General features: G+C 41.3%; 23 protein-coding genes. 10 read left to right on the forward strand and 13 right to left on the reverse strand.

All coding sequences use genetic code 11. From position 1 onward, the window contains the following. From ACFQ1M_RS11560 to ACFQ1M_RS11595, 8 genes are all read right to left on the reverse strand, one after another. Window positions 1-515 (reverse strand): contractile injection system protein, VgrG/Pvc8 family (locus tag ACFQ1M_RS11560; protein ID WP_386408350.1); only part of this gene is annotated, 515 nt, incomplete at its 3' end. Window positions 516-553: 38 nt separating this feature from the next. Then, window positions 554-964 carry a hypothetical protein gene (locus ACFQ1M_RS11565; RefSeq protein WP_386408352.1) on the reverse strand — a complete coding sequence of 137 codons (411 nt, stop codon included), beginning with the start codon at window positions 962-964 and terminating at the stop codon, window positions 554-556. A 22-nt stretch (window positions 965-986) separates the two neighbouring features. Next, a complete protein-coding gene (locus tag ACFQ1M_RS11570; protein WP_386408354.1) occupies window positions 987-1,610 on the reverse strand; it encodes a hypothetical protein in 624 nt (207 codons plus the stop codon). Between the two features lie 190 nt (window positions 1,611-1,800). Then, entirely contained in the window at window positions 1,801-2,193 is a 393-nt protein-coding gene (gene tssD, locus ACFQ1M_RS11575) for a type VI secretion system tube protein TssD (protein ID WP_386408356.1), read from the reverse strand. 151 nt (window positions 2,194-2,344) lie between these two features. Continuing rightward, window positions 2,345-2,731: a type VI secretion system tube protein TssD gene (tssD, locus tag ACFQ1M_RS11580; RefSeq protein WP_386408358.1), complete on the reverse strand. Its 387-nt coding sequence runs from the start codon at window positions 2,729-2,731 to the stop codon at window positions 2,345-2,347. A 182-nt stretch (window positions 2,732-2,913) separates the two neighbouring features. Next, window positions 2,914-3,786, reverse strand: coding sequence for a TssN family type VI secretion system protein (locus ACFQ1M_RS11585; RefSeq protein WP_386408360.1), 873 nt, complete (start codon window positions 3,784-3,786; stop codon window positions 2,914-2,916). Continuing rightward, the gene (locus ACFQ1M_RS11590; protein ID WP_386408362.1) at window positions 3,783-4,703 is read right to left on the reverse strand and encodes a hypothetical protein; all 921 of its coding nucleotides are present in this window, start codon (window positions 4,701-4,703) and stop codon (window positions 3,783-3,785) included. Before ACFQ1M_RS11590 ends, ACFQ1M_RS11585 begins: the two co-directional genes overlap by 4 nt. Before the next feature lie 21 nt (window positions 4,704-4,724). After that, window positions 4,725-5,354 (reverse strand): C40 family peptidase, encoded by a 630-nt coding sequence (locus ACFQ1M_RS11595; protein WP_386408364.1) that lies wholly within the window; start codon window positions 5,352-5,354, stop codon window positions 4,725-4,727. 218 nt (window positions 5,355-5,572) lie between these two features. Between ACFQ1M_RS11595 and ACFQ1M_RS11600 the strand changes: the two genes are divergently transcribed. The 5 genes from ACFQ1M_RS11600 to tssO are packed head-to-tail and all read left to right on the forward strand — an operon-like array spanning window position 5,573 to window position 10,530. After that, window positions 5,573-5,998 (forward strand): GPW/gp25 family protein, encoded by a 426-nt coding sequence (locus tag ACFQ1M_RS11600; protein ID WP_386408366.1) that lies wholly within the window; start codon window positions 5,573-5,575, stop codon window positions 5,996-5,998. Between the two features lie 10 nt (window positions 5,999-6,008). Beyond that, window positions 6,009-7,841, forward strand: a complete 1,833-nt coding sequence (locus ACFQ1M_RS11605) for a hypothetical protein (protein ID WP_386408368.1) — start codon at window positions 6,009-6,011, stop codon at window positions 7,839-7,841. A gap of 45 nt (window positions 7,842-7,886) precedes the next feature. After that, window positions 7,887-8,852, forward strand: a complete 966-nt coding sequence (locus tag ACFQ1M_RS11610; protein ID WP_386408370.1) for a PKD domain-containing protein — start codon at window positions 7,887-7,889, stop codon at window positions 8,850-8,852. 9 nt (window positions 8,853-8,861) lie between these two features. Continuing rightward, on the forward strand, window positions 8,862-10,013 hold the full coding sequence (locus ACFQ1M_RS11615; RefSeq protein WP_386408372.1) for a hypothetical protein: 1,152 nt from the start codon (window positions 8,862-8,864) through the stop codon (window positions 10,011-10,013). Window positions 10,014-10,026: 13 nt separating this feature from the next. Continuing rightward, on the forward strand, window positions 10,027-10,530 hold the full coding sequence (gene tssO / locus ACFQ1M_RS11620) for a type VI secretion system TssO (protein ID WP_386408374.1): 504 nt from the start codon (window positions 10,027-10,029) through the stop codon (window positions 10,528-10,530). 89 nt (window positions 10,531-10,619) lie between these two features. On the opposite strand, the gene ACFQ1M_RS11625 is transcribed toward tssO, so the two are convergent. Beyond that, window positions 10,620-12,428: a M61 family metallopeptidase gene (locus ACFQ1M_RS11625; protein WP_386408376.1), complete on the reverse strand. Its 1,809-nt coding sequence runs from the start codon at window positions 12,426-12,428 to the stop codon at window positions 10,620-10,622. A 272-nt stretch (window positions 12,429-12,700) separates the two neighbouring features. Between ACFQ1M_RS11625 and mfd the strand changes: the two genes are divergently transcribed. Beyond that, entirely contained in the window at window positions 12,701-16,066 is a 3,366-nt protein-coding gene (gene mfd / locus ACFQ1M_RS11630) for a transcription-repair coupling factor (RefSeq protein WP_386408378.1), read from the forward strand. A 48-nt stretch (window positions 16,067-16,114) separates the two neighbouring features. On the opposite strand, the gene ACFQ1M_RS11635 is transcribed toward mfd, so the two are convergent. From ACFQ1M_RS11635 to ACFQ1M_RS11650, 4 genes are all read right to left on the reverse strand, one after another. Next, complete coding sequence (locus ACFQ1M_RS11635; protein ID WP_386408380.1) at window positions 16,115-16,483, reverse strand: DUF805 domain-containing protein; 369 nt, start codon at window positions 16,481-16,483, stop codon at window positions 16,115-16,117. Window positions 16,484-16,551: 68 nt separating this feature from the next. Then, a complete protein-coding gene (locus tag ACFQ1M_RS11640) occupies window positions 16,552-17,211 on the reverse strand; it encodes an aspartate kinase (RefSeq protein ID WP_386408382.1) in 660 nt (219 codons plus the stop codon). 145 nt (window positions 17,212-17,356) lie between these two features. Continuing rightward, the gene (locus ACFQ1M_RS11645) at window positions 17,357-17,716 is read right to left on the reverse strand and encodes a YraN family protein (protein ID WP_386408384.1); all 360 of its coding nucleotides are present in this window, start codon (window positions 17,714-17,716) and stop codon (window positions 17,357-17,359) included. A gap of 7 nt (window positions 17,717-17,723) precedes the next feature. Continuing rightward, a complete protein-coding gene (locus ACFQ1M_RS11650) occupies window positions 17,724-18,614 on the reverse strand; it encodes a S66 peptidase family protein (protein ID WP_386408386.1) in 891 nt (296 codons plus the stop codon). Between the two features lie 106 nt (window positions 18,615-18,720). Here ACFQ1M_RS11650 and ACFQ1M_RS11655 point away from each other — a divergent pair, with 106 nt between their 5' ends. The 4 genes from ACFQ1M_RS11655 to ACFQ1M_RS11670 all read left to right on the forward strand — a co-directional run bounded on the left by ACFQ1M_RS11655 (window position 18,721) and on the right by ACFQ1M_RS11670 (window position 25,015). Next, entirely contained in the window at window positions 18,721-20,178 is a 1,458-nt protein-coding gene (locus ACFQ1M_RS11655; protein WP_386408388.1) for a DUF1800 domain-containing protein, read from the forward strand. Between the two features lie 8 nt (window positions 20,179-20,186). Beyond that, a complete protein-coding gene (locus tag ACFQ1M_RS11660) occupies window positions 20,187-21,812 on the forward strand; it encodes a DUF1501 domain-containing protein (RefSeq protein ID WP_386408389.1) in 1,626 nt (541 codons plus the stop codon). Between the two features lie 131 nt (window positions 21,813-21,943). Continuing rightward, window positions 21,944-23,398: a DUF1800 domain-containing protein gene (locus ACFQ1M_RS11665; protein ID WP_386408391.1), complete on the forward strand. Its 1,455-nt coding sequence runs from the start codon at window positions 21,944-21,946 to the stop codon at window positions 23,396-23,398. A 6-nt stretch (window positions 23,399-23,404) separates the two neighbouring features. Then, window positions 23,405-25,015 (forward strand): DUF1501 domain-containing protein, encoded by a 1,611-nt coding sequence (locus tag ACFQ1M_RS11670; RefSeq protein WP_386408393.1) that lies wholly within the window; start codon window positions 23,405-23,407, stop codon window positions 25,013-25,015. The last annotated feature ends 39 nt before the right edge of the window (window positions 25,016-25,054 follow it).

Consider the following 25,054-nt stretch of genomic DNA (forward strand, 5'->3'; position numbering starts at 1 on the left):
GCCAGGCGGCTCGCGTACCCGAAGGCGCTCTCCCCGCTCTGGACGCTGTAGTGCAGCGCATCCGTGTTCCCCGGGGACACCGAAAGCTCCACCTTCGACTTGTCATAGTCCTGGAAGGTCCTCTCCACGATCCCCGAGAGCGGCGTGTCGCTGAAAGAGGCATGGTGCGGACCGTCGTCCGTCAGCACCGAGGCGCTCATCGCGGTGATCACCACCACGTCCCCGTGCTGGTACTGGAAGCCGCGTGTGCTCGTGATCGACGTCACAACCCCCTTGAACTCAAGCTCCTTGTAAAGGCTGATGCCGTCCAGAGAGCCCACCTTCAGCGTCAGCACCTCACCAAGGAAGTTCTTCGTCTCCGTGGAGAGCTCGCCAGAGGCGTCCTCCAGAACGTCCGTGCGGCAGACCACCTCCAGATGGTGGTGCGCGTCGATGCGCTGCTCCAAACGGAACTCCTTGAAGGCCTTCAACTGGTCCCCCCCTATGTATATCTCTATCGTCGATTGTAATGCCATGGCTATCGGTTTTTATCGGTTGTTTTGTAGATCGTATTTCAAAATTCAGACCCTTTTTCCCATTTTAACAAATGAACCGGTCTATATATCTCACTATCTTTCTCGTACCAGACCGTGATATTTTGTAATGAATCCAAACTCCATATCGCTTCACGAATATTTATATTTCTTCTTGTGTATTGATCCTTGGTGTAGATATTGTATAGTTCTATTCTTGATTCTGGCAAGGCTTCATCAATCAAAAAATCCTCTGTATTTTTCGGCTTGCCATATTTGGTCACAGATTCCGAATAATTAATGGTAGAGATAACCTTGATTTCAATGGGTTTGTTTTGCATTGGTGGTGATTTTTTCTGTTGCTCAGGTGGCTGTGCCGTAATCTTCTCTGAAAGTTCGATTTTAGCATCCTTTTCTTTGCATCCCATCATAGTTAATAAGACGATGGACAAGAACAAAGACCTGTATATACACTTAACGATGGGAAACATAACTAAAAGAGGTGTTTGGTATCATCTTGTTCAGTTCCTTCAACACAAAGTCGATATGTCTTTTTCTAAGTTCATTACCAATATTCATGATGCTTTTTTTATCTGAGAAGTATGCGCTAGTGCTTCGGTACTCATCACCATGACCGCCAGTATATGCATACTTTGAATTCCCTGTGGCATGACCAAACTCATGGCTCACCGGATATTGCTTGTAGGTGGTTCCCCCATTGATTCTTTTTACAACTGCGAGGTCTTCGGTATCCAATGAAATCTTTCTATTGCTCCAACCAACGCTGCTGGTTTTAAATTTTCCTTTTGGAATCTTAGTGACCTCCACTGACCAATGCGGCTTTGACAATTCCCATTTGATATCAAAATTTAATGTGAAATCCTGATGCTTGTATGTTTTTGCAAAACTCGAACTTCCACTTACGCTAACCACATACTTATTGCTCCATTGACCCCAGATCAATGTATCCGCTCGATGGTGAAAATCTTTTTTCTCTTTATACGTCCATGAGGTGGTCGCAGGATCATTCAGCCAGGTATATTGCCATCTTTGTTGAATAAGAATCATCTTCCTCTTTTCTTCGACGAAGATATCCATCCGATCTGTTTTGCGACTAACTCCCATTATTTTGAAATTGAATATTGGTTGACATCCCGGTAGTGGGTTCAAAACATACAGTCGATCGAGCGTTTAAATATGTCGTGCGCCTCTCATCAACTTTCTGTTGTAGGCCTCTGATGGCTTTTTGAAGAAAAAGCAATACAATAAACCCCTTACCGCGCGGTGCTTATTTCGAAGGCCAATTGTTCACAAAGGTAGTTCCCTTTACTTTGATCTCTTTTGCCGAGAGCACCATATGAATTTGTAATGGACTGCTATCAACCGAGTTGAAACGTTCGGTATATTCAACACAATAAGCATCTGCAAATTCTAATTTCTTTAAGCTAGACATATTATCCCTTCTGTAAAAAACGATCTCGCCGGACTTCGTTTGAGTTGGAGAGATCATCCAATCTAAAAGATCGGTCTTTGCATTGGATTCTATGAGCACGCTTATTTGGCCGCCTCTTGGCTTTGCGCTTGGACGATTGGTGTAATCAACATCTTGCTGGAAAGTGAACGAACAGTCGAGAATATTTAGCTCTTCACCGTCTATACTTAGCTTGGCTAAAAATGACATATGAGATGGTTTTGGTTATAAAATGAATCTTACGATATAGGACCCTGAAGATTTAGTGCCCAAAAAGTCCTGTTCGGATAGTAGTAAGATACTAAGGGAGTGACGATGAAATCACTCCCTTGGTAAAAAACTTATGCCGAAAAGGTGTTAATTATACCCATTGGTTTTCATGAACACCATTCCCAACACCTATCTCTCTTGCCGATAAGGTGATTGTTTCTGTCATCGGATTTTTCCCGGTGGCATCAAAATTCTCCACATATTTTACAGCATAGGCGTCTGTAAATTTCAACTCCTTGGAAGTCGCCTCAGTGTCTCTCTTTAAGAACACTATAGAACCGCTTCTTAGTTCAAAGTTGTTAAACATCCAGTCTGAAAGACCAGTGTCGTTGGTGGATTCTACTTCGATGGTGATTTTTCCCCCTCTAGTGATAGAAGACGGGCGTCCGGTTGCGTCGGTCTCTTGGTGAAGACCATAATTACAGGCAAGAACATTGTAATCCTTCCCTCCTACTTTTAAAACTGCTTTAAAAGACATAATAATAAAGGTTATAGTTAATAAATAATAATAAATAAGACTAAATAATAAACGTGACTTGCACGGAGCTAATTTAATAAAAAAAAATTAAAACTTCCTAGCTGTACTGCTAATTATCAGCAAATTATGTGTAAAAAAGTAGTGCTAGAAGCAAGTTGAAAAGCAAGAAAACGCCCTAGGATCTAAGCGCGCTCACATATGACCACATCATCCTCTTTGATGCCGTTGGATTCAACGGTCCTTGAGAAATCTATATGCTTCCTAGACCTGAACCAGCTTGGCTTTGAGTAAAAAATCCAACCGTTTGGATTATTGGCCTCGTCCAAGAAATTTATTTTACTTTCAGGATGCAATTCGTTGTAGTCATTAATGAAAAAATAGAAGAGTTTTCCGAACTCCATTTTTTCAGGTGCTTTCAATCGAAAATTGGTCAGGTCCTCCTGAGCATTATCTTTAAAAAGCTCAAATGAGATCACTAGCGGATTTTGCATTTCTTCGTCCTTTGGATCACTCATCTTTTTATCTATCGGATAGAACCATTTCTTATAGATGGAAACGGGGATTGCCACGGCATACTCGTATGTTTTCAACACCATCAAAGGAATCATATACCATAAGGCAGCGACCATAAAAACATATTTGTATTGAGGTTCGTAGATGTCGAGAACGGCCACAAAAGAGATCAATCCGATCATTATTGTAACCAACGTGAGCAAAAACTCGGGCCAAAAGCCAGGGCTTTTTTCGGAGAGCGCTGGAAAAAACTTTCTCATGGCCAGCACGTGCAATATGCCAAAACAGAAGAAGACCACTTGAAAACCGATGAAGCTGTTCAGTGGAATATCATTTAAGACCTTATCATTGCTTAAGAGCGCATTTAAGGCAAATAGAAGCAATACCACGAGAAACCACAAAATGACCTTCTTCCTATTCTTTACAAAAAGCTTCTTGAGGGCCGCGACAAATCCCATAAGGATGGCGCTTATTGCTATAAGAATAATACCTATCTTGAAGAAATCAGGACTCATAGTGGTGGTTGCTAAAAAAAGGTTCATATTGCTGTGGTTAAACCCATTCTCGGGTTATTGGTTGCTTCTAGTACAAAATTATTTTCTTTTTCTGAAACTTCCACTACGATATCGTATTCAAATTCCAGTGGTAAGAAATAATCACAAAAAACTTCTATAAATCGTCTTGTCTCTTTGAGGACAAAAACTTCTACATTTTCTTTTTTTATCGGACCTATGATAATATCAACGGCAGGATATCTAACACGTGTCTCATCTAGCCCGAGGGTCATATTAAGACCCAATTGTCGTGTTACCTTATTCGACTCTCCCCGAAATTTGACCGTCTTATCATTTCGGGTGATTTCCGTTCTCTCTCCCAGTATTCTTTCTAGGCAGACCGCCATCACCTCTAAATTACCGGCGATCTGGTGGGCGTACGGTAGTAATTTTAGTAATTTGCTCGTATATCTTTTTGGCAAACGCTCATCGAGCTGCCAGAAATCATAAAAAAAACGATCGTTCAGGTCTGTAAATTTGTCTATGAACTTTCGTTCATTCTCTTCGACATTTACCTTTTGGAGAAAGAACTCATTCTCCAAGGGGGCAAAGAAGTCTCTGGCCTCTTTCTCCTGCGTCTTGTTCTTTGCACGGACCTGACTAAATTCGACTTCCTCTCCTCCCTTTACCTGTTCGTGGAACAGGCCTTCGGGAAGCTTGTCATAAATGCCATTTCTAGCAAGGTTGAGTCGAATTCTATCCGCGCTTTTGTCTAAAGTATTCAGCTCAAAGTCAACGATATCTCTGCGATAAGATCGAGCAAAAGTACTTTTATTATAGATGTCGAAATAATTGATTGTCAACTTCGACTTCTTCAATGCTTCTGCAACGATCACCTCAGCCTTTAGTCCTTGATAGAACGAACAGAGTTCTTCATATACTCGATGTACCTCTTCGTTTTTCATAGTCAAAGGAGTGGCACGATTTTAAGGTTCAAGTTTACTGTTAAGAACTTCTGGCTTCAAGGGCTTTCGACCTGCCGATACAAAGAGTCGTTGCCAATAAGGATCTTTCAAATTACTTATCTTTACTCCAGGGCCAGTAGTTTCCCTTCTAGCCGTGGAATGCACAAATTTGTTGTTTCCCAAATAAAAACCCACATGCGTGATCGGAGCAAATTCCGACCCTTGAGGATTAAAAAAGATAAGGTCTCCCTGCCTGAGATATTTTTGCCCTTTGAACCTATCGGTATCTGGCGCATTAAATTGTTTTTCGGCAGTTCGCTCGATCAGAACATCATACACATCATGATAGATATATTGAACAAAGAAGGAACAATCGATCCCGCTCTTATCCTCTCCTCCAAGTTTATACGGCGTATTCATCCAACCGTCTATGAATTCAAAAAGTTTTATGTTGCTTATTTTTTCGGGTCTGACGTTTAAGATCGAAGCGTATTTTTTCTGAATAGGGTGTATTTTGTTCTTTTTGGCCAAAGCGATGGAGTCTCTTCGCTGTTGCTCTAATGCTTCTGTCAATGCTTTCTTACTTCCTCCACAACTGGCAAGCGCAACAATTATGATGAATAGAATCGCTGGTTTGAAAATGGTATTCATTATGTAATTTGGTGTTATTGGAAAGACAAATATAAAAAACAGTGTTGATTTTGTACTGATTATAAGGACATAACATTAAATTTTTATGGCCGATGTGCATCTTATCGAGTAGGATCGCACTTTATCGCACTTTATGCGCATAAAGCATACCCGAAAATAAAATCTTTAGTACCTTGCGGTGACCTTTTTTGTTGACAATGACCAATTGACCATAACCGATGATCACATCCTATTACAAGTTACCCTTAGAAGTTTCTAAAATTGTAAAGAACAATGATTTACAGAAGTGCGATATAAAACAATCGATCGTACACTTCGTACATCTTATCACCACCTCATATTTTGGAGAATGCACATTTGACGAATCCTTTGGTTGCTCTATTTGGAATGTTGATTTCGATAATTTGACCAGCACCAATAGACTTAGAAACATTATTGCAGAGTCGTTGGAGGAAAGCATCGAAAAACATGAAAAACGACTCGATAAGGTAAGCATACGTATCGATATTAAACAGGAGGAGCTTAAAAGTACTTTCAACAGAATCAAAAAAAGAGTAGACATTCGAGTAAAGGGCGTGATCAAGCAGACCAACGAACCATTTCAGAGTCTCGAAAAGTTCTATATCGCACCACTTTCATACTAGATCCATTACCATGAGTTCTGAGACCAATCAGCAGATAAAAAATCGCATGATCAAAAAGGCCGCCTCGCTATGGGGGGTATCTCCAAATGAGATCAACAGTTCTTTTGATCCCATAGTAGCCTTATTGATCGGTGCATGTGCCTCAGAGATAGAGAAGATCTCGGGGGAGCTCAACGAGTCCCAAACCAGAATTACGGAGCGACTCATCCAATTGATGACCCCAGAGACCATCTACGGATCCAAGCCAGCCCACGCCATCGCTTACGCCTCCCCAGTAGACGCTTCGATGAATATCACACCAGAGCATCTGCTTTACTATAAAAAGAAAGACACTTCTAAAAACGCTCGACAAGAAATAAACAACATCTATTTTTCACCGGTACAAACATTTAAACTGATGAATGCCTCGGTGGTCTACATGTTGGCCAAAGGGCAACTCTTTGAAGTTGGTGGCAAAATGAAGACGGGAAGCAAACTTCATTTCAAAGATCGTAAGGAACATCCAAAGTCGACCATCTACTTAGGGTTGAAAGCTGATAGTACCAATATTTCCTTAAAGGGAACCTCGCTGTATTTTGAACTACAGGACATCGAAAAGACCGAACTATTCTATCATCATTTGAAGAATGCAAGTTTTCATCTCAATGGCAAGGCATTGGAGGTTAAGCCGGGATATGTAAATTCTGGTAAGTCCGATATGATGAGTCTTGCCGCTATCTTCGATTATAAACCAAATAAGACCCGCAATATTGAGAATCAGGTAAAGGAGATCTACAAACAATATTTTATTTCGTTCACGTCAGAAGGTAAATTAAAGAAAGAGGGGAAGATACCAGATGAATTAAAAGACCTTATCGACCTTGAACAACATGAAGATTTTGAAAGCTTGAACTGGTTAAAGATCACCTTTCCACGAATCTTGAATGACAGTATACTCGAAAACATCTATTGTTCTTTTAACGCCTTCCCAGTTCTTAATAGGAAATGGGAAAGTTTCTCCTATCAACTCAAAGATTTTATCGACATAGTGCCAATTGATACCATGTCCTTGTTTTTGGACATCAAAAGTGTCTCTAGCACTTCGGGAAAATTGTACAAATTGAGGGAGAATGATTCCTCTGAAGATCACAAAGGGACCTTTGTTCTTCGACAAAATAATATTGGCAAATTAGATTCGAGAAGGGCCAAGGAGCATATTACACATTTTATCGAATTGCTGAAGGACGAAAGTGCATCTTTCTCCTTTCTAGGCAATGACTTTCTGCAATCGAACATCAACGAGCTGAACCAGATCATCTCCCTTTTAGAAAAGAAAGTGGCAGAAACAGGAAATCGCTTTGGTGACACACACTATATCTCGGTGACCCCATATAAAAAACGGGAGACCTTGCTTATCGACTATTGGACCACCAATGGGGCCGACGCCAATAATGTTAAATCTGGTAGCCCTTTGAGTATTTATCAAGGTAGCGCCATTAGACAAAAAAGTGCCATGCTTCTTACAACTTCTATGCAAGGAAAGGATAATCTGAGCATGGACGAACGCCTCAATGCATATCGAAGAGCCTTACTCTCGCGGAACAGAATTGTTACCAAGGAAGACATAAAAGCTTTATGCTATGAACTATGCGGTGACAAAGTGGAGCGAATAGAGACGAGAAAGGGCTTTAAAACAGATCTGGATACACACAAAGGATTAATTCCCTGTGTTGAAGTTATTTTGCATTCTAGCAAAAAAGTAAATAAATTAGATGTAGAATGGGAAGTTTTGAAAAACAACATTCTATCCACGCTTAATCAGCAGTCATTGAATATCTTTGCCTACAAGATAACCGTCGTATAACAATAACCTTTATGATCATTAGCCATGTCTAACAATAAAAAAAATATGAACCACCATTTAGACAAGAATGTCATCATATTCTTTCTTATGGTAATGTTGGCCTCGGCCACTGCTTTCACCTATAAATTTATAGATTACGAACCCTGCGAGGAGGTAGTGATGGAAGTACCAGAAGATGAACTTCGCGTTGGTGACGTCGTGCGGTTCAAAGATAATACGGCCAACGTTAAAGATAGGGTCTGGAATTTTGGTGATAGCACCGACATTAGTAAAAGGATCACACCCTCTCATATTTATAAGAAACCAGGTGAATATCAAGTGACCCTCACCGTAAATGGTAAATGTGAGGCAGTGAAACTAATTACCATCCGAGAGAAGCCTTTCGTTTTGGATTCATCAAAACTTGCAAGATTCGATATCCCCGAAACCATCAAACTAGGAACGGTATTGAAAGTAGAGGATGAAACTCCGAATTCTGTTTCCAGAGAGTGGCGTTTTGGAGAAACCGCAAGTGTTAACTCTACCGATAAGGTAGCAGAATACACCTATGCCACGCCTGGGTTAAAGACCATATTACTTGTTGTGAATGGCGATGTAAAACATAGTACTAAGAAGAAATTGAATGTGCTTCCTGTTGAAAAACCAAAAGAAAAGGTGACCATCACTAAAATCCCAACACGAAAGATATCTGGGATCAAAGAAGCCCCAAAAGACATCAAAGATGCGCCTTCTACCCCTGTTGCAGAGTGCACACCGATCTCCACCAACTCGATGAAAAGTAAGTTGATCCTCCTTTCGCAGAACAAATTAGGGCCAGAGGCATTTAAGCCATATTTAAATGGCGACCTTAACTTGTCTGTAGTCGCCAACAAGAAGAAGATGACCTTTATAGAACTTTGTGAGAAGATAAGAGATAAAAAGATAAAGATCAAGAGTCTGTTTATCGATAAGGGCGACAATAAATGTGTTCGTACCATGACGATCAACTATAGCCGAACCGGCCTATTCTAAGAAGAAAAAATGAAACAGAACAATTATTTGAGAGTCAATTGGATCGATGGGATGAAGATCAACAAAAATCATTTCATCGAGCTAGAAAATGCATTCGTTCAATTGTCTAGAGACCATACAGCCGTCGGTCTCAACCAGGTTAATTTTGGATTACTTCCGAAGAGCGATGCCGAGGAGGCGATCGACCTGAAGTTATCGATGGATGGGCAAGATACGATCATCGTCCAACTCAACAAATGCAAGGCCGTAACAGCTGGAGGCTATGTCATTAATATCACTAAAGAAATAGCCTCTGAGTTGGAGAATGTGGGACATCTGATCAAAGCCGAATATAATTTTGACAAAAGCGAAACGGAATGCTATGTTGTTTTGAGCGTCAACCCGTATGTGCGTGTTCCTGTTGGAGACTCCGACCCTCAAGAAGAACCCCCAAGACATCCTTTTGTTCTACCAAGCTATCAAATAAGCATAATTCCGAGCAGTGACATCAACCAAAAGGAATATGGGCTGCATCATATTACCATAGGAAGAATTCATATAGATGATGGTGCGCCCACCTTGGCGGAAGACTTTATTCCGCCGTGTACGTCCATTCAAAGCCATCAAGACCTTCAATATGTTTTTGGCGAGATCCATACCTTCTTCAATGCCATGGAAAAATATGCCATGAATATCACACAAAAGATATTCCAGAAGAAGCAGTCCAATGAACTGGCAAAAATGACATTTACCATCTGTCAAGGAATGTTGCAATACATTAGTAGCATGCTGCCCGAATTCAGGCTAAGAGACAAGTATGCCCCGCCCATTGTGATGGTCACCAGACTTATGTCTTTGGCACGTATCATAAAGAATGGGATGGATGTATATGTAGGAACCGGGAAGGAAGAACTTCTAAATTATCTATCGGACTGGGCAGATCTGAATCAGGGAGCCTTTGAGAATATCCTCATTGAAATGATCGAGATCGAATATCAACATACCGATCTGAACAAGGCCCTCGCAAAAATTGCAAGTTTTACCAAATTAATGATGCTATTGTTCAAAAAGCTCAATGAGTTGGATTATATTGGCAAAAAATCCGATGCCAATATTTTCGTGAAGGAAGAAGTAGTGGCCAAGGAAGAGGTGAAAAGTAGAAGAAGCTTTTTATTAGACTAAATAATTATTTCGCATGAAACCAAAAAACAGCAAAGAAAGAAGAAACAGTTTCCTAAGGTTTATGTTATTGTTTCTAATTACAACAGCATTGATTGTGGTCACTTTCTTTTTTGATTTTAATAGAGTCCCGCTTAAAGAGAATAAAGTGTTGAGAACCGAATCGGAGATGATCGAAAAGGAACTGGCATTTCAGAAAAAATTCTCTGATGGCATGGTAGATATTAAGGAGCTTATAGATTCACTCGATGTTCCTGGACAGAATATCGCTTATTTGAACACGGTGATCAATTCTAAGATCGTCGATCTTCAAAAATCAATTCCACAGAAGGACTCCACCTATCGTTATAAAATGTATAACAATATCATCGACTCATATATCGACATTCAAGGATACAAGGAAGAGTTACGCAACTACGAAGATACCGATAAGATCATCTCTCAATATAAAGAAGAATTGGATCGTACCAGACAAGAGCTCAATGAAGCGATGAGAGCGCTGAATGCGTATAGGAATTAAGACCAAACTATATCAATAAGTAAAAAGAGGGTCTTACCAATTAAGTCCCTCTTTTTTATCTCCATTGAGTTATTCTTATTGGGCTTATTCTATTTAGGTCCTAGCCAGGAATTTCTTGCCTCTCTAGCCTTGTCATTCACTTTCTTCTGGTCTCCGATGGTGATAAATGGATTATTCCCCAGTTTTAAGGTGGTAAGGCGCGTCTTTCCGTGGCGCTTGTAACTCACATCCAGTTTTTTTCCAGGCTTCAGATCCCCTAAAATAGCTTCTAACTGATCTTGGTCCAACAATGCTGCGCCATCGACGGACACGATCACATCTCCCTTTTCCAGGCCAGCTTCATAAGCTGCACTTCCTTTTTTGGTGTAACTAGTGATCACGGGAATATCACTCTCATTAAAAGTGATCTCGGCACCGATGTAAGGCGCTTTCGGATTTCCTTTGAGTTCCAAGCCAACGTGATCAAAAAGCTTTTCGTAATCTGGCTTTTCCCATCCATATATGTGATCTTCGAAGAAAGACTCCGCTAAAGATTTTCCAGCATAATCGCGTAGCGTTAAAAATAAGGTCTCTATAGTATAAGGAATCTCTCCTTTTCCATATTTTGCCCATAATAAACTCATGTAACCATCCAAGCTAAGATCATCCTTCTCCCCTCTAAGTGCCAGATCCAAAGCCAAAGCCAACATATGACCGTAATCGTAATAAGATATGAAGGTATTTACTCTATTGACCTCGTCCACCCATCTTGCTCCGTCGAAAAATTGTGCTTTCTGACTCATCCCGATGGGTCCAAAATATAGCCTACCAGCTGCATTCCACACTTTGTTATAGGTATCGGTAAGGCGGTCTAGATATTCTTCTTCACTAATGATCCCAGCTCTGAGCAGGGTGAGATGCCCATAGTAACTTGTAAATCCTTCTGCGAACCACAATTCGCCCGATAGATTGGCGTCTTCATAATCGAACGGTTCTAGTGATCTTGGACGCAATCGCTCGGCATTCCATGCGTGAAAGAACTCGTGCGCTACCGTGCTGATATTTGAAGACAATCCTCCTTCGGATAAACTTGTGGGGCTCGTGAGAAGTGTAGAGTTTCGATGTTCCATACCATCGCCAGAAACTCTAGGACGATAGCTTGTCAAAAATATATATTGGCTATAATCAAACTTTGGATAGTCGCCAAACACCTCCTTTTGCTGTTTTACTATTTTCTCTACATTGGCGAAGTATTGGTCAAACTCCTCATCAGTTCCTTGGTGATCCAATGCCATGATGATCTTATATTCATTCCCTTGAGATTCTACTCTAAACTCTCTCAGTTTATGGTCACTGATCAACACTGGACTATCCATGAAATAATCCAAGTTCGGTGCAAAATAGCTATAATTTCCATCGGGTATCAATTGGGTTGCCACCTCCCAATTGAGGTCATATCTTACATTGAATTTAACGCTGATAGGTCTATTTTTTAAGGTAGGCGCAAACATGAAAGTTGCTGGCATGTTTAGAATTGCGTGCGTCTCATCGATTTGATTGTATGTGCCATCACCTCTATTGCCAAACAACGTATACGAAACATTGATGGTCCCGTCATGGTCGGTCACATCCCATTGGTGCGCGTTCGGTCGAGTTACAGTGACACTCTTTCCCTTGCTATTAGTGATGCTTACGTTGTAAATATTCTTAGCAAAACCATGCAAGGCGTATCTCCCTGGAGAAGTTCTACTCATCCTAAGCGATATTGTACCGCTTTCCAAATTTCTGAAGGTCGCCTTTACCTCCGCCTCATGATGTGCCGCATTCTTGAATGAGATTTCATATTCATTTTTGACTTGCGAAAAGGAGAGCTGGATGAAGAAAGAAAATAATACAACCGTTAAAAATCTAATTGTCATTGGTTTATGGTTTTATGTAATATGTATAGTTGAGCGCGCTCTAAATGTACCTCTAAATGTACATAAATAAAAAATTCGATTTCGAGTGGTCAGTTCAAAACCGGGAAAGTAAAAATACAATATAGTCACAATTGCGCAAAAGAATGCAAGTTAATATCCATGAGTGTCCAAAAAATCCGACATAATGGTCACTCTTAGAGAAAATTTTATCTTAACATTTTAAAAACAGCATAATTTTGTTCGCCTAGTTATATTTGCACAAAATTTAATACTTGAGTATATCATTGATATCGCAAGCTTTTGCACAGTCTCCGCATCTGCAGAAACTGCGAACTGCTATTGCCCAAAACCAATCAGAGATCTCGATAAAGAACCTCATTGGGTCGGCGCTTTCCTTTACAATATCCGACATCTTCATGAATGTGGAAAGACCATTCCTTTTTATCCTGGACGACAAAGAAGAAGCTGCCTATTATCTTAATGACCTTGAGGAACTCCTCGGTGAAAAAAATGTTCTCTTTTACCCTGGAAGCTATCGTAGACCCTATCAGATCGAAGAGACCGACAATGCGAATGTGTTGCTTCGAGCAGAAGTTTTGAATAGGATCAACTCGCGCAGGAAGCCCGCACTTATCGTTACCTATCCCGATGCACTTTTTGAAAAAGTAGTTACGCGAAAAGAATTGGAGCGAAGTACCTTAAAGCTCGCCGTTGGCGATACCCTGTCGCTAGATTTTGTGAATGAGGTGCTCTTCGAATATAAATTCAAACGAGTAGACTTTGTTTCGGAACCAGGGGAGTTTTCCGTTCGTGGCGGTATTGTCGACGTATTTTCCTTCTCTCACGATGAACCATATAGGATAGAGTTCTTTGGTGACGAGGTAGACAGTATTCGAACCTTTGACGTAGAAACTCAGCTATCCACAGAAAAGGTGAACAAGATCTCTATAATGCCTAATGTGGAAAACAAGCTTTTAGAAGAGTCACGCGAAAGTTTCCTCGAGTACATCGCCGGTAAAACAGTTGTTTTTGCCAAAAACTTAGATGTCCTTACAGGCCGCACCAACAAGCTATTTGACAAAGCTGAAGAGGCCTTTACAACACTTTCCAAAGATATAAGGCATGCAACACCATCCGAATTGTTCTGTAGTGGTGATCTGCTAGACAAACAGCTTCGGGATTACACTCTGATCACGCTCGGCGATCGATCTCGATCTAACGTGGCCAATCTGATAGAATTCAATACAACACCGCAACCATCTTTCAATAAGCAGTTTGAATTACTGATAGAAAATCTTGTTCAAAATCACGATAAAGGATATAAGAACTATATCTTCTGCTCGAGTGAACAGCAGGCAAAACGCTTTAAAGATATCTTTGAAGATGTTGAAGAACAGGTATATTATCAAACGATCGTCGCCTCCATTTATCAAGGATTTATCGACCACGATCTAAAGCTCGCTTGTTATACCGACCATCAGATCTTTGAACGCTACCACAAATTCCATCTTAAAAATGGCTACGCCAAAAAGCAGGCCATCACTCTAAAAGAGTTGACCAATTTGGAAGTTGGCGATTACGTGACCCATATAGATCATGGAATCGGAAAATTTGGTGGTCTACAGAAGATCGATGTCGAAGGTAAAAAGCAAGAGGCCATTAAATTGGTCTACGGCGATCGTGACATTCTTTATGTGAGTATCCACTCGCTTCACAAGATCTCCAAGTTTAACGGAAAAGACGGCAAGCCTCCAAAGATCTATAAATTGGGCAGTAGCGCTTGGAAAGCCTTAAAGAAAAAAACGAAGGCTCGTGTAAAGCATATCGCCTTTAATCTGATCAAGCTATATGCAAAGAGAAAGCTTCAAAAAGGATTTGCTTACGACCCAGACAGCTATTTGCAGCACGAGCTTGAAGCGTCCTTCTTATATGAAGATACACCAGACCAAAGTAAGGCAACGGCAGATGTGAAAGCCGATATGGAAAGTGAGCGACCAATGGATCGTTTGGTCTGTGGGGATGTGGGCTTTGGAAAGACCGAGGTCGCCATTAGAGCTGCCTTTAAGGCTGTGGACAACAATAAACAAGTGGCGATTCTGGTACCCACGACCATTTTAGCCTTTCAACATTATAGAACCTTTAGTGAACGGCTCAAAGATCTTCCGGTTACTGTGGATTATTTGAATCGTTTCCGGACGGCCAAACAAAAGCGAGAAACGCTTGAAAAATTGGTAGCTGGAAAAGTAGATATCATCATTGGTACACATCAATTGGTAAACAAGAATGTACAGTTTAAGGACCTAGGCTTATTGATCATTGACGAGGAACAGAAATTCGGGGTAGCTGTAAAGGACAAATTAAAGACCATCAAAGAAAATGTGGACACTTTGACGCTTACCGCCACCCCTATTCCTCGTACTTTGCAGTTTAGTTTGATGGCAGCACGAGACCTTTCTACCATTAATACGCCACCGCCCAATCGCTACCCGATCGAAAGTGAAGTGATCCGCTTTAACGAGGAAACCATAAGAGATGCGATCAACTACGAAATTCAGCGAGGCGGTCAAATATTCTTCATCCATAACAGGATCGAGAACATCAAAGAAGTGGCGGGGATGGTGCAGCGACTGGTGCCTGATGCAAAGGTTGGTATTGGCCATGGGCAGATGGAAGGTAAGAAATTAGAACAGCTGATGCTTGCCTTTATGAATGGTGAATTTGATGTGTTGGTATCTACGACCATCGTAGAGAGTGGTTTGGACGTTCCAAATGCAAACACCATCTTTATCAATAATGCAAATAACTTTGGATTAAGTGACCTGCATCAGATGCGTGGACGTGTGGGGCGTAGCAATAAGAAAGCATTCTGCTATTTTATTACGCCTCCCTATTCTGCAATGACCGATGATGCAAGGAAACGAATTCAGGCATTGGAACAGTTCTCTGCTTTAGGCTCTGGTTTTAACATCGCGATGAAGGACCTGGAGATTCGCGGGGCCGGTGATCTATTGGGTGGTGAACAAAGTGGTTTTATCAATGAGATAGGTTTTGATACCTATCAAAAAATTCTTAATGAGGCCATTGAAGAATTGAAAGAAAATGAATTCAAAGAGCTATATGAAGACGGTGAGGACGCAGAGGACAAAGTGTATGTGAAAGACACCCAGATCGATACGGACTTCTCGTTGCTGTTTCCAGATGACTATATCAATAACATTTCGGAACGTCTCAATCTATACAATGAGCTTTCTACCATAAAGACCGAAGAGGAATTGAACGCCTATCAAGAAAGACTGGAAGATCGCTTCGGAGAGTTGCCCACACAAGCCATTGACCTTCTAGATAGCGTGCGCATCAAATGGATCGCCACGGCCATGGGGCTGGAAAGAGTAGTAATGAAAAAGAACAAACTGATCGGCTATTTTGTAAGTGATCAGCAAAGTTCCTTTTATCAAAGTCCGGCGTTTACAAAGGTGCTTCAGTTTGTGCAACAGAATCCGAAGGTATGCCGAATGAAAGAAAAACAAACGCGCAATGGACTACGCTTATTATTGACCTTTACTAATATCACTTCGGTTGAAAAGGCGTTGGAAGCAATGCAGCCATTTAAGAAAAAGGTCGCAGTCGAAGTCTCCTAAACAAAAAAGAACGGCCTTCGCCGTTCTTTTTCTATGAGTTGCTAAAGATTATGCTTGGTCTATTTTTCCTATCTCATTGATCTCCTCATGGTTGCCTTCTCCTTTCGGATTCGGACCCCACTTATTCGCACCAGCTTCCCCATCTGCAAAGAGTATATACAAATTATAAAAGGGAATCAATTGATACCAACCACTGCTACCAACATCATGACAACGTTTCGCGGCTTGGGCAATGAAAAACCAGAAAGCAGGTAGAAATAATATGAGACCGACCAGTCCCAATTGGCCATCCCCAACTTGTGCCATTGCTCCTGAGGCAAAGATAATAATGAAGTACGCAACAAGGTAAATTATCAAACTTAGACCAAATTCGGTCCTCCTGATACGACCTTCAAAAGAAAAAGGGTTCTTAAACATTTTAGTAAGATTTTAGGTTAGGCGACTAAAATAGAAAAATCACCCAATCTTTCTAAAAAAATGTTGTGTTATAGCATTTTAAGGTCCTTAATGGTCTTAAAAGCTTTGTCAACCTGCTCTTCACTCACCAAAATAGTGAACTCATAAGAGGTAGAGATGACCTCAAAAATGTTGACGCCTTCCCAAGAAAGCCGTTGAAAGATAAAGTAGTAAATACCGGGAATAGAAACATTTTCTTTAGGCAGCCGTACGGTAATAGATGAGAGATTCTCTTGTTTTTCGATGAGCTTCTCTCTATTGAAAAGCGCCTCTACATGATGCGCAATGTTTTGACTTACGACAATGTTGGTCTCATTCACTCCTCTAGAGGAGGTGTAGAAAGCATTCTTATTGTCTTCTATCTTAGCGATCAGCGCAGCCATATTTTGAAGCAAGGTCTCCGAAACTTTGAATGTATAATCATTTAAAGAAGATCGTACAGTGATCTCGCCAATGTTCTTAAGTGTTTTTATAATTTTATGGGTGGCCCTAAATTCCAATTCACCCGAGAGTCGCTTCAAAGCCATCACAATGGCCCCGTTTCGCACTTCTTTTCCCAATTGCTGTTCTATTTCGGGTTTGATGACCCTGGATAGGGAAGTGAGATTGATAATTCCCTGAGAAAGCGCACTCAATAAAAACGGTTTGGACTTGATATACTCTTCTACTACCGAAGAAATGGTTTTCATCTGTTGGCTATTAATTGGTTACTAATCGGTCTGTGGGAGGCAGACACAAGGTTGTCGTGTTTACTTACATTTTCAAAAATAATGAAGTAGTACCGAAAATCAAAAAAATAGCACGAAATGTTTTATTTAAAACAAAAAGTTGTATTCAAAAATATAGGAAAGCATCTTCCAAGTGTTGCAGAGAAAACTTTTTTCCTTGCACCGAGATGGCGATGATGTCAAAACGTACCTCAACGTCAAGGTCATTTTCAACCACATAATGATCGGTCGCCTTTACCATGAGTTTTATTTTCTTCTTACTGACAAAATCCTGTGGATTTCCAAAATCGGTGGTGCTTCTCAATTTTACTTCCACCGCAACCAGAATATCATGTTTCTGAGCAATGATATCCACTTCGGCCTTGTCAAAGATGTAATTTCGTTCTAGAATTTGATATCCTTGCTTTTGAAGATGTTCGGCAGCCATCTTTTCTCCTATTTTACCGATCTCGTTGTGCCAGGCCATTAGGAATCTATTTTAATACGACACGGTTTTCCTTGACTTTAAGCATATACTTTTTTCCGAACCTTAGTGCTCTATTATCATCCAAATGCCCGGCTGGAAAGTTAAAACATACCGGATAGCCAAACTCCTTCACAGCATCCAGGATGATCTGATGTGCATTTTTTCCGAAGGGGATGGTATTATCTTTCATGTCAGTGAATCCTCCAACGACCAAGCCTGCCAGCTGATCCAAATAGCCGTTGCGTTTAAGGTTCATCATCATCCTATCGGTATGATATAAATATTCATCAAGATCTTCTATGAATAAGATCTTTCCTTTGGTATCGATGGCCGAGGGCGAACCCAAAAGGCTGTATAAAATACTCAAGTTACCTCCTACCAAAACACCCTCGCAAGTACCAGGCCTATTCAGTTCTGAAGGTGGTATTTCAATCTTGAATTCCCTTCCAAACAACGCTTTTTTCAACGATTGAATTGCTTCCTTGGTGTTTTTACCTACATTGATCGGCATGGTAGCGTGCAATGTCTCGACCCCAAAATTTTGAAGGTGTGAATGCAAGACCGTGATGTCGGAATAACCAATGATCCATTTAGGCTGTTCCAAGAATTTGCTGAAATTGATGAGGTCTAAAATTCTAACGGTCCCATATCCACCTCGGGCGCACCAGATGGCCTTAACTTCTGGGTCGTCGAGCATCCGCTGCAAGTCGATGGCACGTTCTTTATCACTCCCCGCATATTGATGATCCTCAACGCCAATGCTCTGCCCAATTTTATAGGTCAATTCCCATGAATTTAGTAGGTGTATCGCGGGGGTGATCTCCTCCATCGATATTTTCCTAGCGGTCGAAATGATCCCAACAGTGTCTTTTGTGCGTAAGTATGTAGGTGCCTTCATTAAGTTGAAGATAATGATTCCCCAATAAACCAAGTGTTTATTCGTCTTTATTTTTTAGTCATACGATTTCAATATCTATTAAGAAACACCAATACTACTTAACCCTATGGAAACACTTTTATCGTGTAATGTAGCAGACCTTTCTCCTTACATTCCAACTATAGAAAACCCATGGAACGCCCAAAAAGTTCAACATCTCTATCGACGATTGGGCGCCTACGCCTCCAAATCACAAATCGAAGCTGCGTTGACTCAAACTCCAACCACCCTCATCGAATCACTTATCAATGAGGCAAGCACACTAGCGCTAACACCTACACCCGAATGGGGCTACTGGGTGAAATCCGATTTTGATGCCTCAGAAACACCTAACTACCAATATCGTCGTGCATGGCAAAAACAAGCCCTGCAAAACTTAAATACCGATGGACTTCGAGGCCGCATCACTTTATTTTGGAGCAATCATTTTGTTACCGAGGCTCCCGTATATCAGAGCGCCGCTTACTTATTCCAATACCATCATACGTTAGAAACGCATGCACTTGGCAATTTCAAAACACTGACACATGCTATTGGATTGACGGCTCCAATGCTGATATATCTCAATGGTTATCAAAACAGGCGGGGTCGACCTAATGAGAATTATGCGAGAGAACTCTTTGAGCTTTTCACACTCGGAGAAAATGTGGGATATACCCAAGATGATATCGTAGAAACTGCTAGAGCACTTACCGGATGGAACGAGCGTGAAGTAGCATGGGGACCGATCACCTTTGACCCAAGTAAATTTGACGATGGTGAGAAGACCATCTTTGGCCAGACCGGTCATTGGGGGTACGACGATGTCATCGATATTCTTTTTACAGAGCGCCCTACGGAGATCGCACAATTTATTTGTGAAAAACTCTATGCCTATTTTATAAGTCCTGTGGTTGATCAGACCATAGTGGATGGCTTGGCACAGACATTCTTAGATGCAAACTTTGAGATCATCCCAGTGTTGGAACAACTGTTTAAGAGCAATCATTTCTTTGACAAGAATGCTATAGGGGCGATCATCGCAAGCCCTATAGACCTCCTGATAGGTTTTTTTATTTCCTGCGATATGAATACTTCCGAAAGCTTTGATGACTATAGTCGATTTGTTCCTTGGTGCGATGCCATGGGGCAAGAGATCTTTGATCCACCCGATGTTGCGGGATGGCAAGGTGACAAAGAATGGATCAATGCTACCAGTTTCACCAATCGCTGGAAGTATCTCGATTATTTGATCAATAGATTTTGGCAACACGACAGAGAGCAATTTAGAAATTTTGCCGTCTCGGTCATTGGCGGTAATAGTACAGATCCTGCGTTCATTACAAAATCGATCATAGATTTCTTTCTTAGCCGCGAATTGAACAACCAAATCGAATATGACAATGCCACCGATGTCTTCAAAGAGGAAGTGCCTCAAAACTATTTTGAAGAAGGTCTTTGGGACCTAAACTGGGGAAATGCCACAAAACAGGTGAGAGACCTCCTATACCACATTGTCAGAATCCCCGAATTACAACTTAAATAACCTTTACCATGTGCAACAACCATCTTCACTTAAAAGGTACCCCTAATAGTGGTATCAATGACAGTCATCATGATGTAGAACATCAGGCCTGGAGCAGACGTTCCTTTATTCAAGCGCTTGGATTATCTGGCGTGGGAAGCATGATGCTTGGAAACACTTCGATCTTAGCTTCTGGGCCTTCGCCTTTGGCAGCAGCTATCAATCAGTCTGAAAACGATAATATTTTGGTGATCCTTAGACTCAAGGGAGGAAATGATGGCCTCAACACCATTATTCCTCGCAATCAATACAGCACCTATGCCAACCTTCGTCCTTCTATTCGGATCAACGAAGGTGAACTCTTCAATCTTTCTGATGAATATGCGATGCCATTGTTCATGAATAGCTTGGCGTCTCTATGGGGTGATGGTAAGATGAAAGTGGTTCATGGTGTTGGTTATGAGGATGGGAGTTTATCCCATTTTCAAGGTTCTGACAATTGGGCTACTACCGACCATCCAAATACGGGAATTACGTCGGGATGGATGGGAAGGTATTTTCAAGAGATCTATCCAGATTTTTTATTTACTCCTCCCGAAAGACCAGCGGCCATACAGATAGGAAATAATGGCAATTTGATCTTTGACGGCGATGATGCCAACTATGCTTTTGCTGTAGCCAATCCGCAACAATTGTTCGAAATAGCTCAAAACGGCATCTTGTATTCGTTAGAAAATCCATCGCCCTGCACCTATGGAGATCAATCCACCTTTTTAAGAGGTGTTGCCAACACCACATTAACGTATGCAGGCACCATCAATAGCGCCTATGAAAACTCAGTCGATACTGGCAATTACACAGACGGGAATCTTTCAGAACAATTGAGCATTGTCTCTAGGTTGATCAAAGGAGGGTTGGGAACGAAGGTCTACATGGTATCGCTTGGAGGTTTTGATACCCATAACAATCAACCAGACAGGCATCAAAGCCTATTGACCGAAATCGCGGATTCGATGAAGGCGTTCTATGATGACCTTCAGACCGTTGGCATGGATGATAAAGTATTAACAATGACCATCTCGGAATTTGGGAGAAGAGTAGCGCAGAATGGTTCTAATGGCACGGATCATGGTGCTGCCTCACCATTATTCTTATTTGGAAGTGGTTTGAATGGTAGTGGTTTTGAAGGAGTTCATCCCGATTTGAACGATCTGGACAATAGAGGTAATTTAAAACCATCTGTCGATTTCAGGCAGATCTATGCCTCTGTAATGACCGACTGGCTATGTATCGATCCGACGCTTGTAAACAATGCGCTGCTGGGCCAAGATTACAATCCATTGTCTCTTGGGCTTAATTGTAGTGGCATCTTATCCACTGGAGATGACATTAATGGCTTTTCTTTTAAGCATGCTTTTGCCTATGATAATAGAACTCCATTGATCACCTATGAGACTGACAAAGGAGCTCGGATAGTGATCAAGATCTACAACATTATTGGACAAGAGATAAGCACTGTACAAAATGAGTTTGTCTCTCAAGGATCCCATAAAGTGGATATTAGTACCGTTGCCAATGAGTTGCCAACTGGGCAGTATATCTATAGAATTTCTACAGCAGGTAGGAATTATAGTAAATCTTTTGTTTTGCAATAATCGTCTACATCCAATTAGCGTAAAAACTTGTCAATATGTAAATAATGATTGAAAAAAGATAAAAAAATGTAACCTAACTCATTTATTTTCAGTCAAATCGTGTAAATTAAGCATCCTTAAACAAATAGCCTATGAATACTTTAGCTCCCTGTAACGAGGCTAGCTTAGCTGTATACATTCCTTCTGTTGAGAATCCATGGAACAAGCAAAAAGTGATCAATACCTATAAACGATTAGGTTTTGGCGCCTCTCAAAGTCAAATAATCACTGCCCTTTCGCAATCACCTTCTGATTTTATAGATGCTTTGGTGGATGAAGCGATTAACATGCCACCAACTGCAGCTCCCATCTGGGCAAATTGGGAATATGGGGATTATGCCAATTTCGATGAAGAAAACCAACAACAATTGGATGGTTGGCGAATTCAAGCATTGGACGATATGCTGAATAACAATCTAAGGGATCGGCTCACTTTCTTTTGGAGCAACCATTTCGTTACGCGTTTAGAACAATACTATTGTGCACCTCAGCTCTTTAAGTATTATAATCTCTTACAAATACATGCGATAGGGGATTTTAAACAATTTGTTCATGATATTGGCTTGACTCCGGCAATGCTCATCTTCCTCAATGGGGTACAAAACACAAAGTTCAGTCCAAATGAAAATTACGCTAGAGAGTTATATGAGTTATTTACCTTGGGTGAGAACAATGGATATACACAACAGGATATCGTAGAAACTTCAAGGGCACTCACCGGATACAATGCCACAAATGGCTATTGTACTGATATCAGCTTCAACAGTTTTTTCTTTGATGATGGAGAAAAGACCATTTTTGGTCGGACTGGTAATTGGGACTACAAAGATGTCATCGATGTTTTATTCGAAGAAAGAGCCCCTTTGATCGCAACATTTATTTGTAGAAAGCTCTATAAGTTCTTTGTATCGAATGAGGTAAATGAGACCATCGTATCGCAAATGGCCACTACCTTCTTGGACACAAGCAACTATTTCCAAATAGGCCCTGTTTTGCGACAACTTTTTAAAAGCGAACATTTTTTTGATCAGAAAAATGATGGGGTCATCCTCAAGAGTCCCTTTGATCTAACACTTGGATTTATGAAAGAGACCGAGTTCGCTTTCTCACAAGACGAAAAAGGAGCGGTTCTATATTTCAATTCTGTTTTAGGGCAAGAGATTTTTCAGCCGGTAGATGTAGCAGGATGGCAGCGAGACAAGGATTGGATCAATACGAGTACCATTACCGGGCGTTGGCTGATCATGCAATGGATGTGTTGGTGGGTCTGGAATAGCAACCAAGATGCATTTCGAAACTTTGCGTTAAACGTCTCGTCTAGCGACAACGACCCGGCAATCATTGCAAAGGATATTATAGATCGTCTTGTTTCTAAAGAGTTACACTCTACAATTGATTACGACACTGCCACCGATGTCCTGAAGGGAGATGTTCCACAAAATTACTATGACAGCGGCCAGTGGAATCTTTATTGGGATACCGTCCCATGGCAAGTGATCAATTTATTCTTTTATATCATTAAAATGCCCGAGTTTCAACTTAAATAAGACGCTATGTGCAATCATCATATCATTCCCGGATTTAGAAAAGAAGACAGTAATCATAATGCACATCACGAAGAATGGAGCAGGCGTTCCTTCATTCAGGCCTTAGGATTGTTTGGTGGCGGTGCGATGATGCTGGGAAGTCGCTCACTCACAGCTTCCAACCCCTCCCCGCTTTCGGCAGCGCTAAGCGCGGCTGAGACCGATAGAATCTTAGTGATCATCCGCTTGAAAGGAGGAAATGATGGTCTCAATACCATCATCCCATTATCGCAATATGACGATTATGCAAATCTAAGACCGAACATTCGAATACAAGAAGGTTCATATTTTAACCTTTCGGACGAATATGCGATGCCCAACTTTATGAATTCCTTAGAATCATTTTGGGGAGATGGAAAGATGAAAGTGGTCCACGGCGTTGGCTATCCGGATCAAAATCTTTCGCATTTTCGCTCTTCGGATATCTGGGCTTCGGCAGAACCTACCACCGAAATCCAATCCGGTTGGTTAGGACGTTATTTCGAATCGCTTTATCCAGACTATTTGGCCAATCCACCCGAGAAACCTGCTGCCGTTCAAATAGGTAGTATCGGCAACCTCATCTTTGATGGTGTGGATAACAATTATGCCTTTGCCGTGGCCAATCCAGATCAGCTTAATGAGATCGCGAGTTCTGGTAATGCCCATGACCTTGATAACCTTCCGGATTGTGCCTACGGAGAGCAACTAGGTTTTATGAGAGGAATCACCAACACCACCTATCGATATGCAGGAGTCATCCATGACGCCTATACAGCCGCAAGCAATGCGTCTACCTATGGCGATAACGAACTTGCCGCCCAATTATCGATCGTCGCAAGGCTTATAAAAGGAAACTTAGGTAGTAAGGTCTATATGGTCTCAATCGATGGTTTTGATACCCATGCAAATCAAGAAGTTGACCACCAACAACTATTGAGCAGTGTGGCCGATACGATCACCGCTTTCTACAGCGACTTGGAAGCTGGAGGTATGGATAGTGAGGTATTGTCCATGACCATTTCGGAATTTGGAAGGCGCGTAGAGCAAAATGGTTCTCAAGGAACAGACCACGGGTCTTGTGCCCCCATGATGCTTTTTGGTCCAGCATTGAACGGTAATGGTTTTGTGGGGAATCATCCCAGCCTTACCAATTTGGATCAAAATGGAAATATGTTCTTCCAGAACGACTTTAGACAGATCTATGCCACCATCTTACAAGAATGGTTGTGTTTGGATGCGCAAATGGTAAACGACGCGTTACTGGGAGAACAATACGAGTCCGCCCCATTAGGATTCGGATGCAGCACTTTATCTGTAGATGATTTCAGTGATATCCAAGCTTTTCAACATTTTGCCACCTATGAGGGTAATCAGACCATGATCAACTATATTATGCCAAGGGCATCGAGGGTGGTCATAAAACTTTACAATATCATCGGACAAGAGGTTGCTACCCTTCAAGATAGTTTCTCGTTGGAGGGTAAGCATGCCATCAATGTACGTCAAGCTTCTGGTCAACGTTTGGCAACAGGGCAGTACGTTTATCGAATTTCGGCCGGCAACAATAACTTTAGCAAATCCATTCTAGTAAAATAATATAGATCTCGCATTGTTTTATCAACCTCCTGCTTCACG

Source organism: Sungkyunkwania multivorans (assembly GCF_042675645.1).
Taxonomy (GTDB): Bacteria; Bacteroidota; Bacteroidia; order Flavobacteriales; family Flavobacteriaceae; genus Sungkyunkwania; species Sungkyunkwania multivorans.

What these genes read in the sequence shown, in the direction of transcription:
- tssD (WP_386408356.1), bottom strand. Translation starts at nt 2,193, where the DNA reads ATGTCATTTTTAGCCAAGCTAAGTATAGACGGTGAAGAGCTAAATATT.
- ACFQ1M_RS11605 (WP_386408368.1), top strand. Translation starts at nt 6,009, where the DNA reads ATGAGTTCTGAGACCAATCAGCAGATAAAAAATCGCATGATCAAAAAG.
- ACFQ1M_RS11615 (WP_386408372.1), top strand. Translation starts at nt 8,862, where the DNA reads ATGAAACAGAACAATTATTTGAGAGTCAATTGGATCGATGGGATGAAG.
- ACFQ1M_RS11600 (WP_386408366.1), top strand. Translation starts at nt 5,573, where the DNA reads ATGATCACATCCTATTACAAGTTACCCTTAGAAGTTTCTAAAATTGTA.
- ACFQ1M_RS11670 (WP_386408393.1), top strand. Translation starts at nt 23,405, where the DNA reads ATGTGCAATCATCATATCATTCCCGGATTTAGAAAAGAAGACAGTAAT.
- ACFQ1M_RS11640 (WP_386408382.1), bottom strand. Translation starts at nt 17,211, where the DNA reads ATGAAAACCATTTCTTCGGTAGTAGAAGAGTATATCAAGTCCAAACCG.
- ACFQ1M_RS11625 (WP_386408376.1), bottom strand. Translation starts at nt 12,428, where the DNA reads ATGACAATTAGATTTTTAACGGTTGTATTATTTTCTTTCTTCATCCAG.
- ACFQ1M_RS11585 (WP_386408360.1), bottom strand. Translation starts at nt 3,786, where the DNA reads ATGAACCTTTTTTTAGCAACCACCACTATGAGTCCTGATTTCTTCAAG.
- ACFQ1M_RS11635 (WP_386408380.1), bottom strand. Translation starts at nt 16,483, where the DNA reads ATGTTTAAGAACCCTTTTTCTTTTGAAGGTCGTATCAGGAGGACCGAA.
- ACFQ1M_RS11570 (WP_386408354.1), bottom strand. Translation starts at nt 1,610, where the DNA reads ATGGATATCTTCGTCGAAGAAAAGAGGAAGATGATTCTTATTCAACAA.
- tssO (WP_386408374.1), top strand. Translation starts at nt 10,027, where the DNA reads ATGAAACCAAAAAACAGCAAAGAAAGAAGAAACAGTTTCCTAAGGTTT.
- ACFQ1M_RS11590 (WP_386408362.1), bottom strand. Translation starts at nt 4,703, where the DNA reads ATGAAAAACGAAGAGGTACATCGAGTATATGAAGAACTCTGTTCGTTC.
- ACFQ1M_RS11595 (WP_386408364.1), bottom strand. Translation starts at nt 5,354, where the DNA reads ATGAATACCATTTTCAAACCAGCGATTCTATTCATCATAATTGTTGCG.
- ACFQ1M_RS11655 (WP_386408388.1), top strand. Translation starts at nt 18,721, where the DNA reads ATGGAAACACTTTTATCGTGTAATGTAGCAGACCTTTCTCCTTACATT.
- ACFQ1M_RS11665 (WP_386408391.1), top strand. Translation starts at nt 21,944, where the DNA reads ATGAATACTTTAGCTCCCTGTAACGAGGCTAGCTTAGCTGTATACATT.
- ACFQ1M_RS11645 (WP_386408384.1), bottom strand. Translation starts at nt 17,716, where the DNA reads ATGGCCTGGCACAACGAGATCGGTAAAATAGGAGAAAAGATGGCTGCC.
- tssD (WP_386408358.1), bottom strand. Translation starts at nt 2,731, where the DNA reads ATGTCTTTTAAAGCAGTTTTAAAAGTAGGAGGGAAGGATTACAATGTT.
- ACFQ1M_RS11650 (WP_386408386.1), bottom strand. Translation starts at nt 18,614, where the DNA reads ATGAAGGCACCTACATACTTACGCACAAAAGACACTGTTGGGATCATT.
- ACFQ1M_RS11660 (WP_386408389.1), top strand. Translation starts at nt 20,187, where the DNA reads ATGTGCAACAACCATCTTCACTTAAAAGGTACCCCTAATAGTGGTATC.
- ACFQ1M_RS11610 (WP_386408370.1), top strand. Translation starts at nt 7,887, where the DNA reads ATGAACCACCATTTAGACAAGAATGTCATCATATTCTTTCTTATGGTA.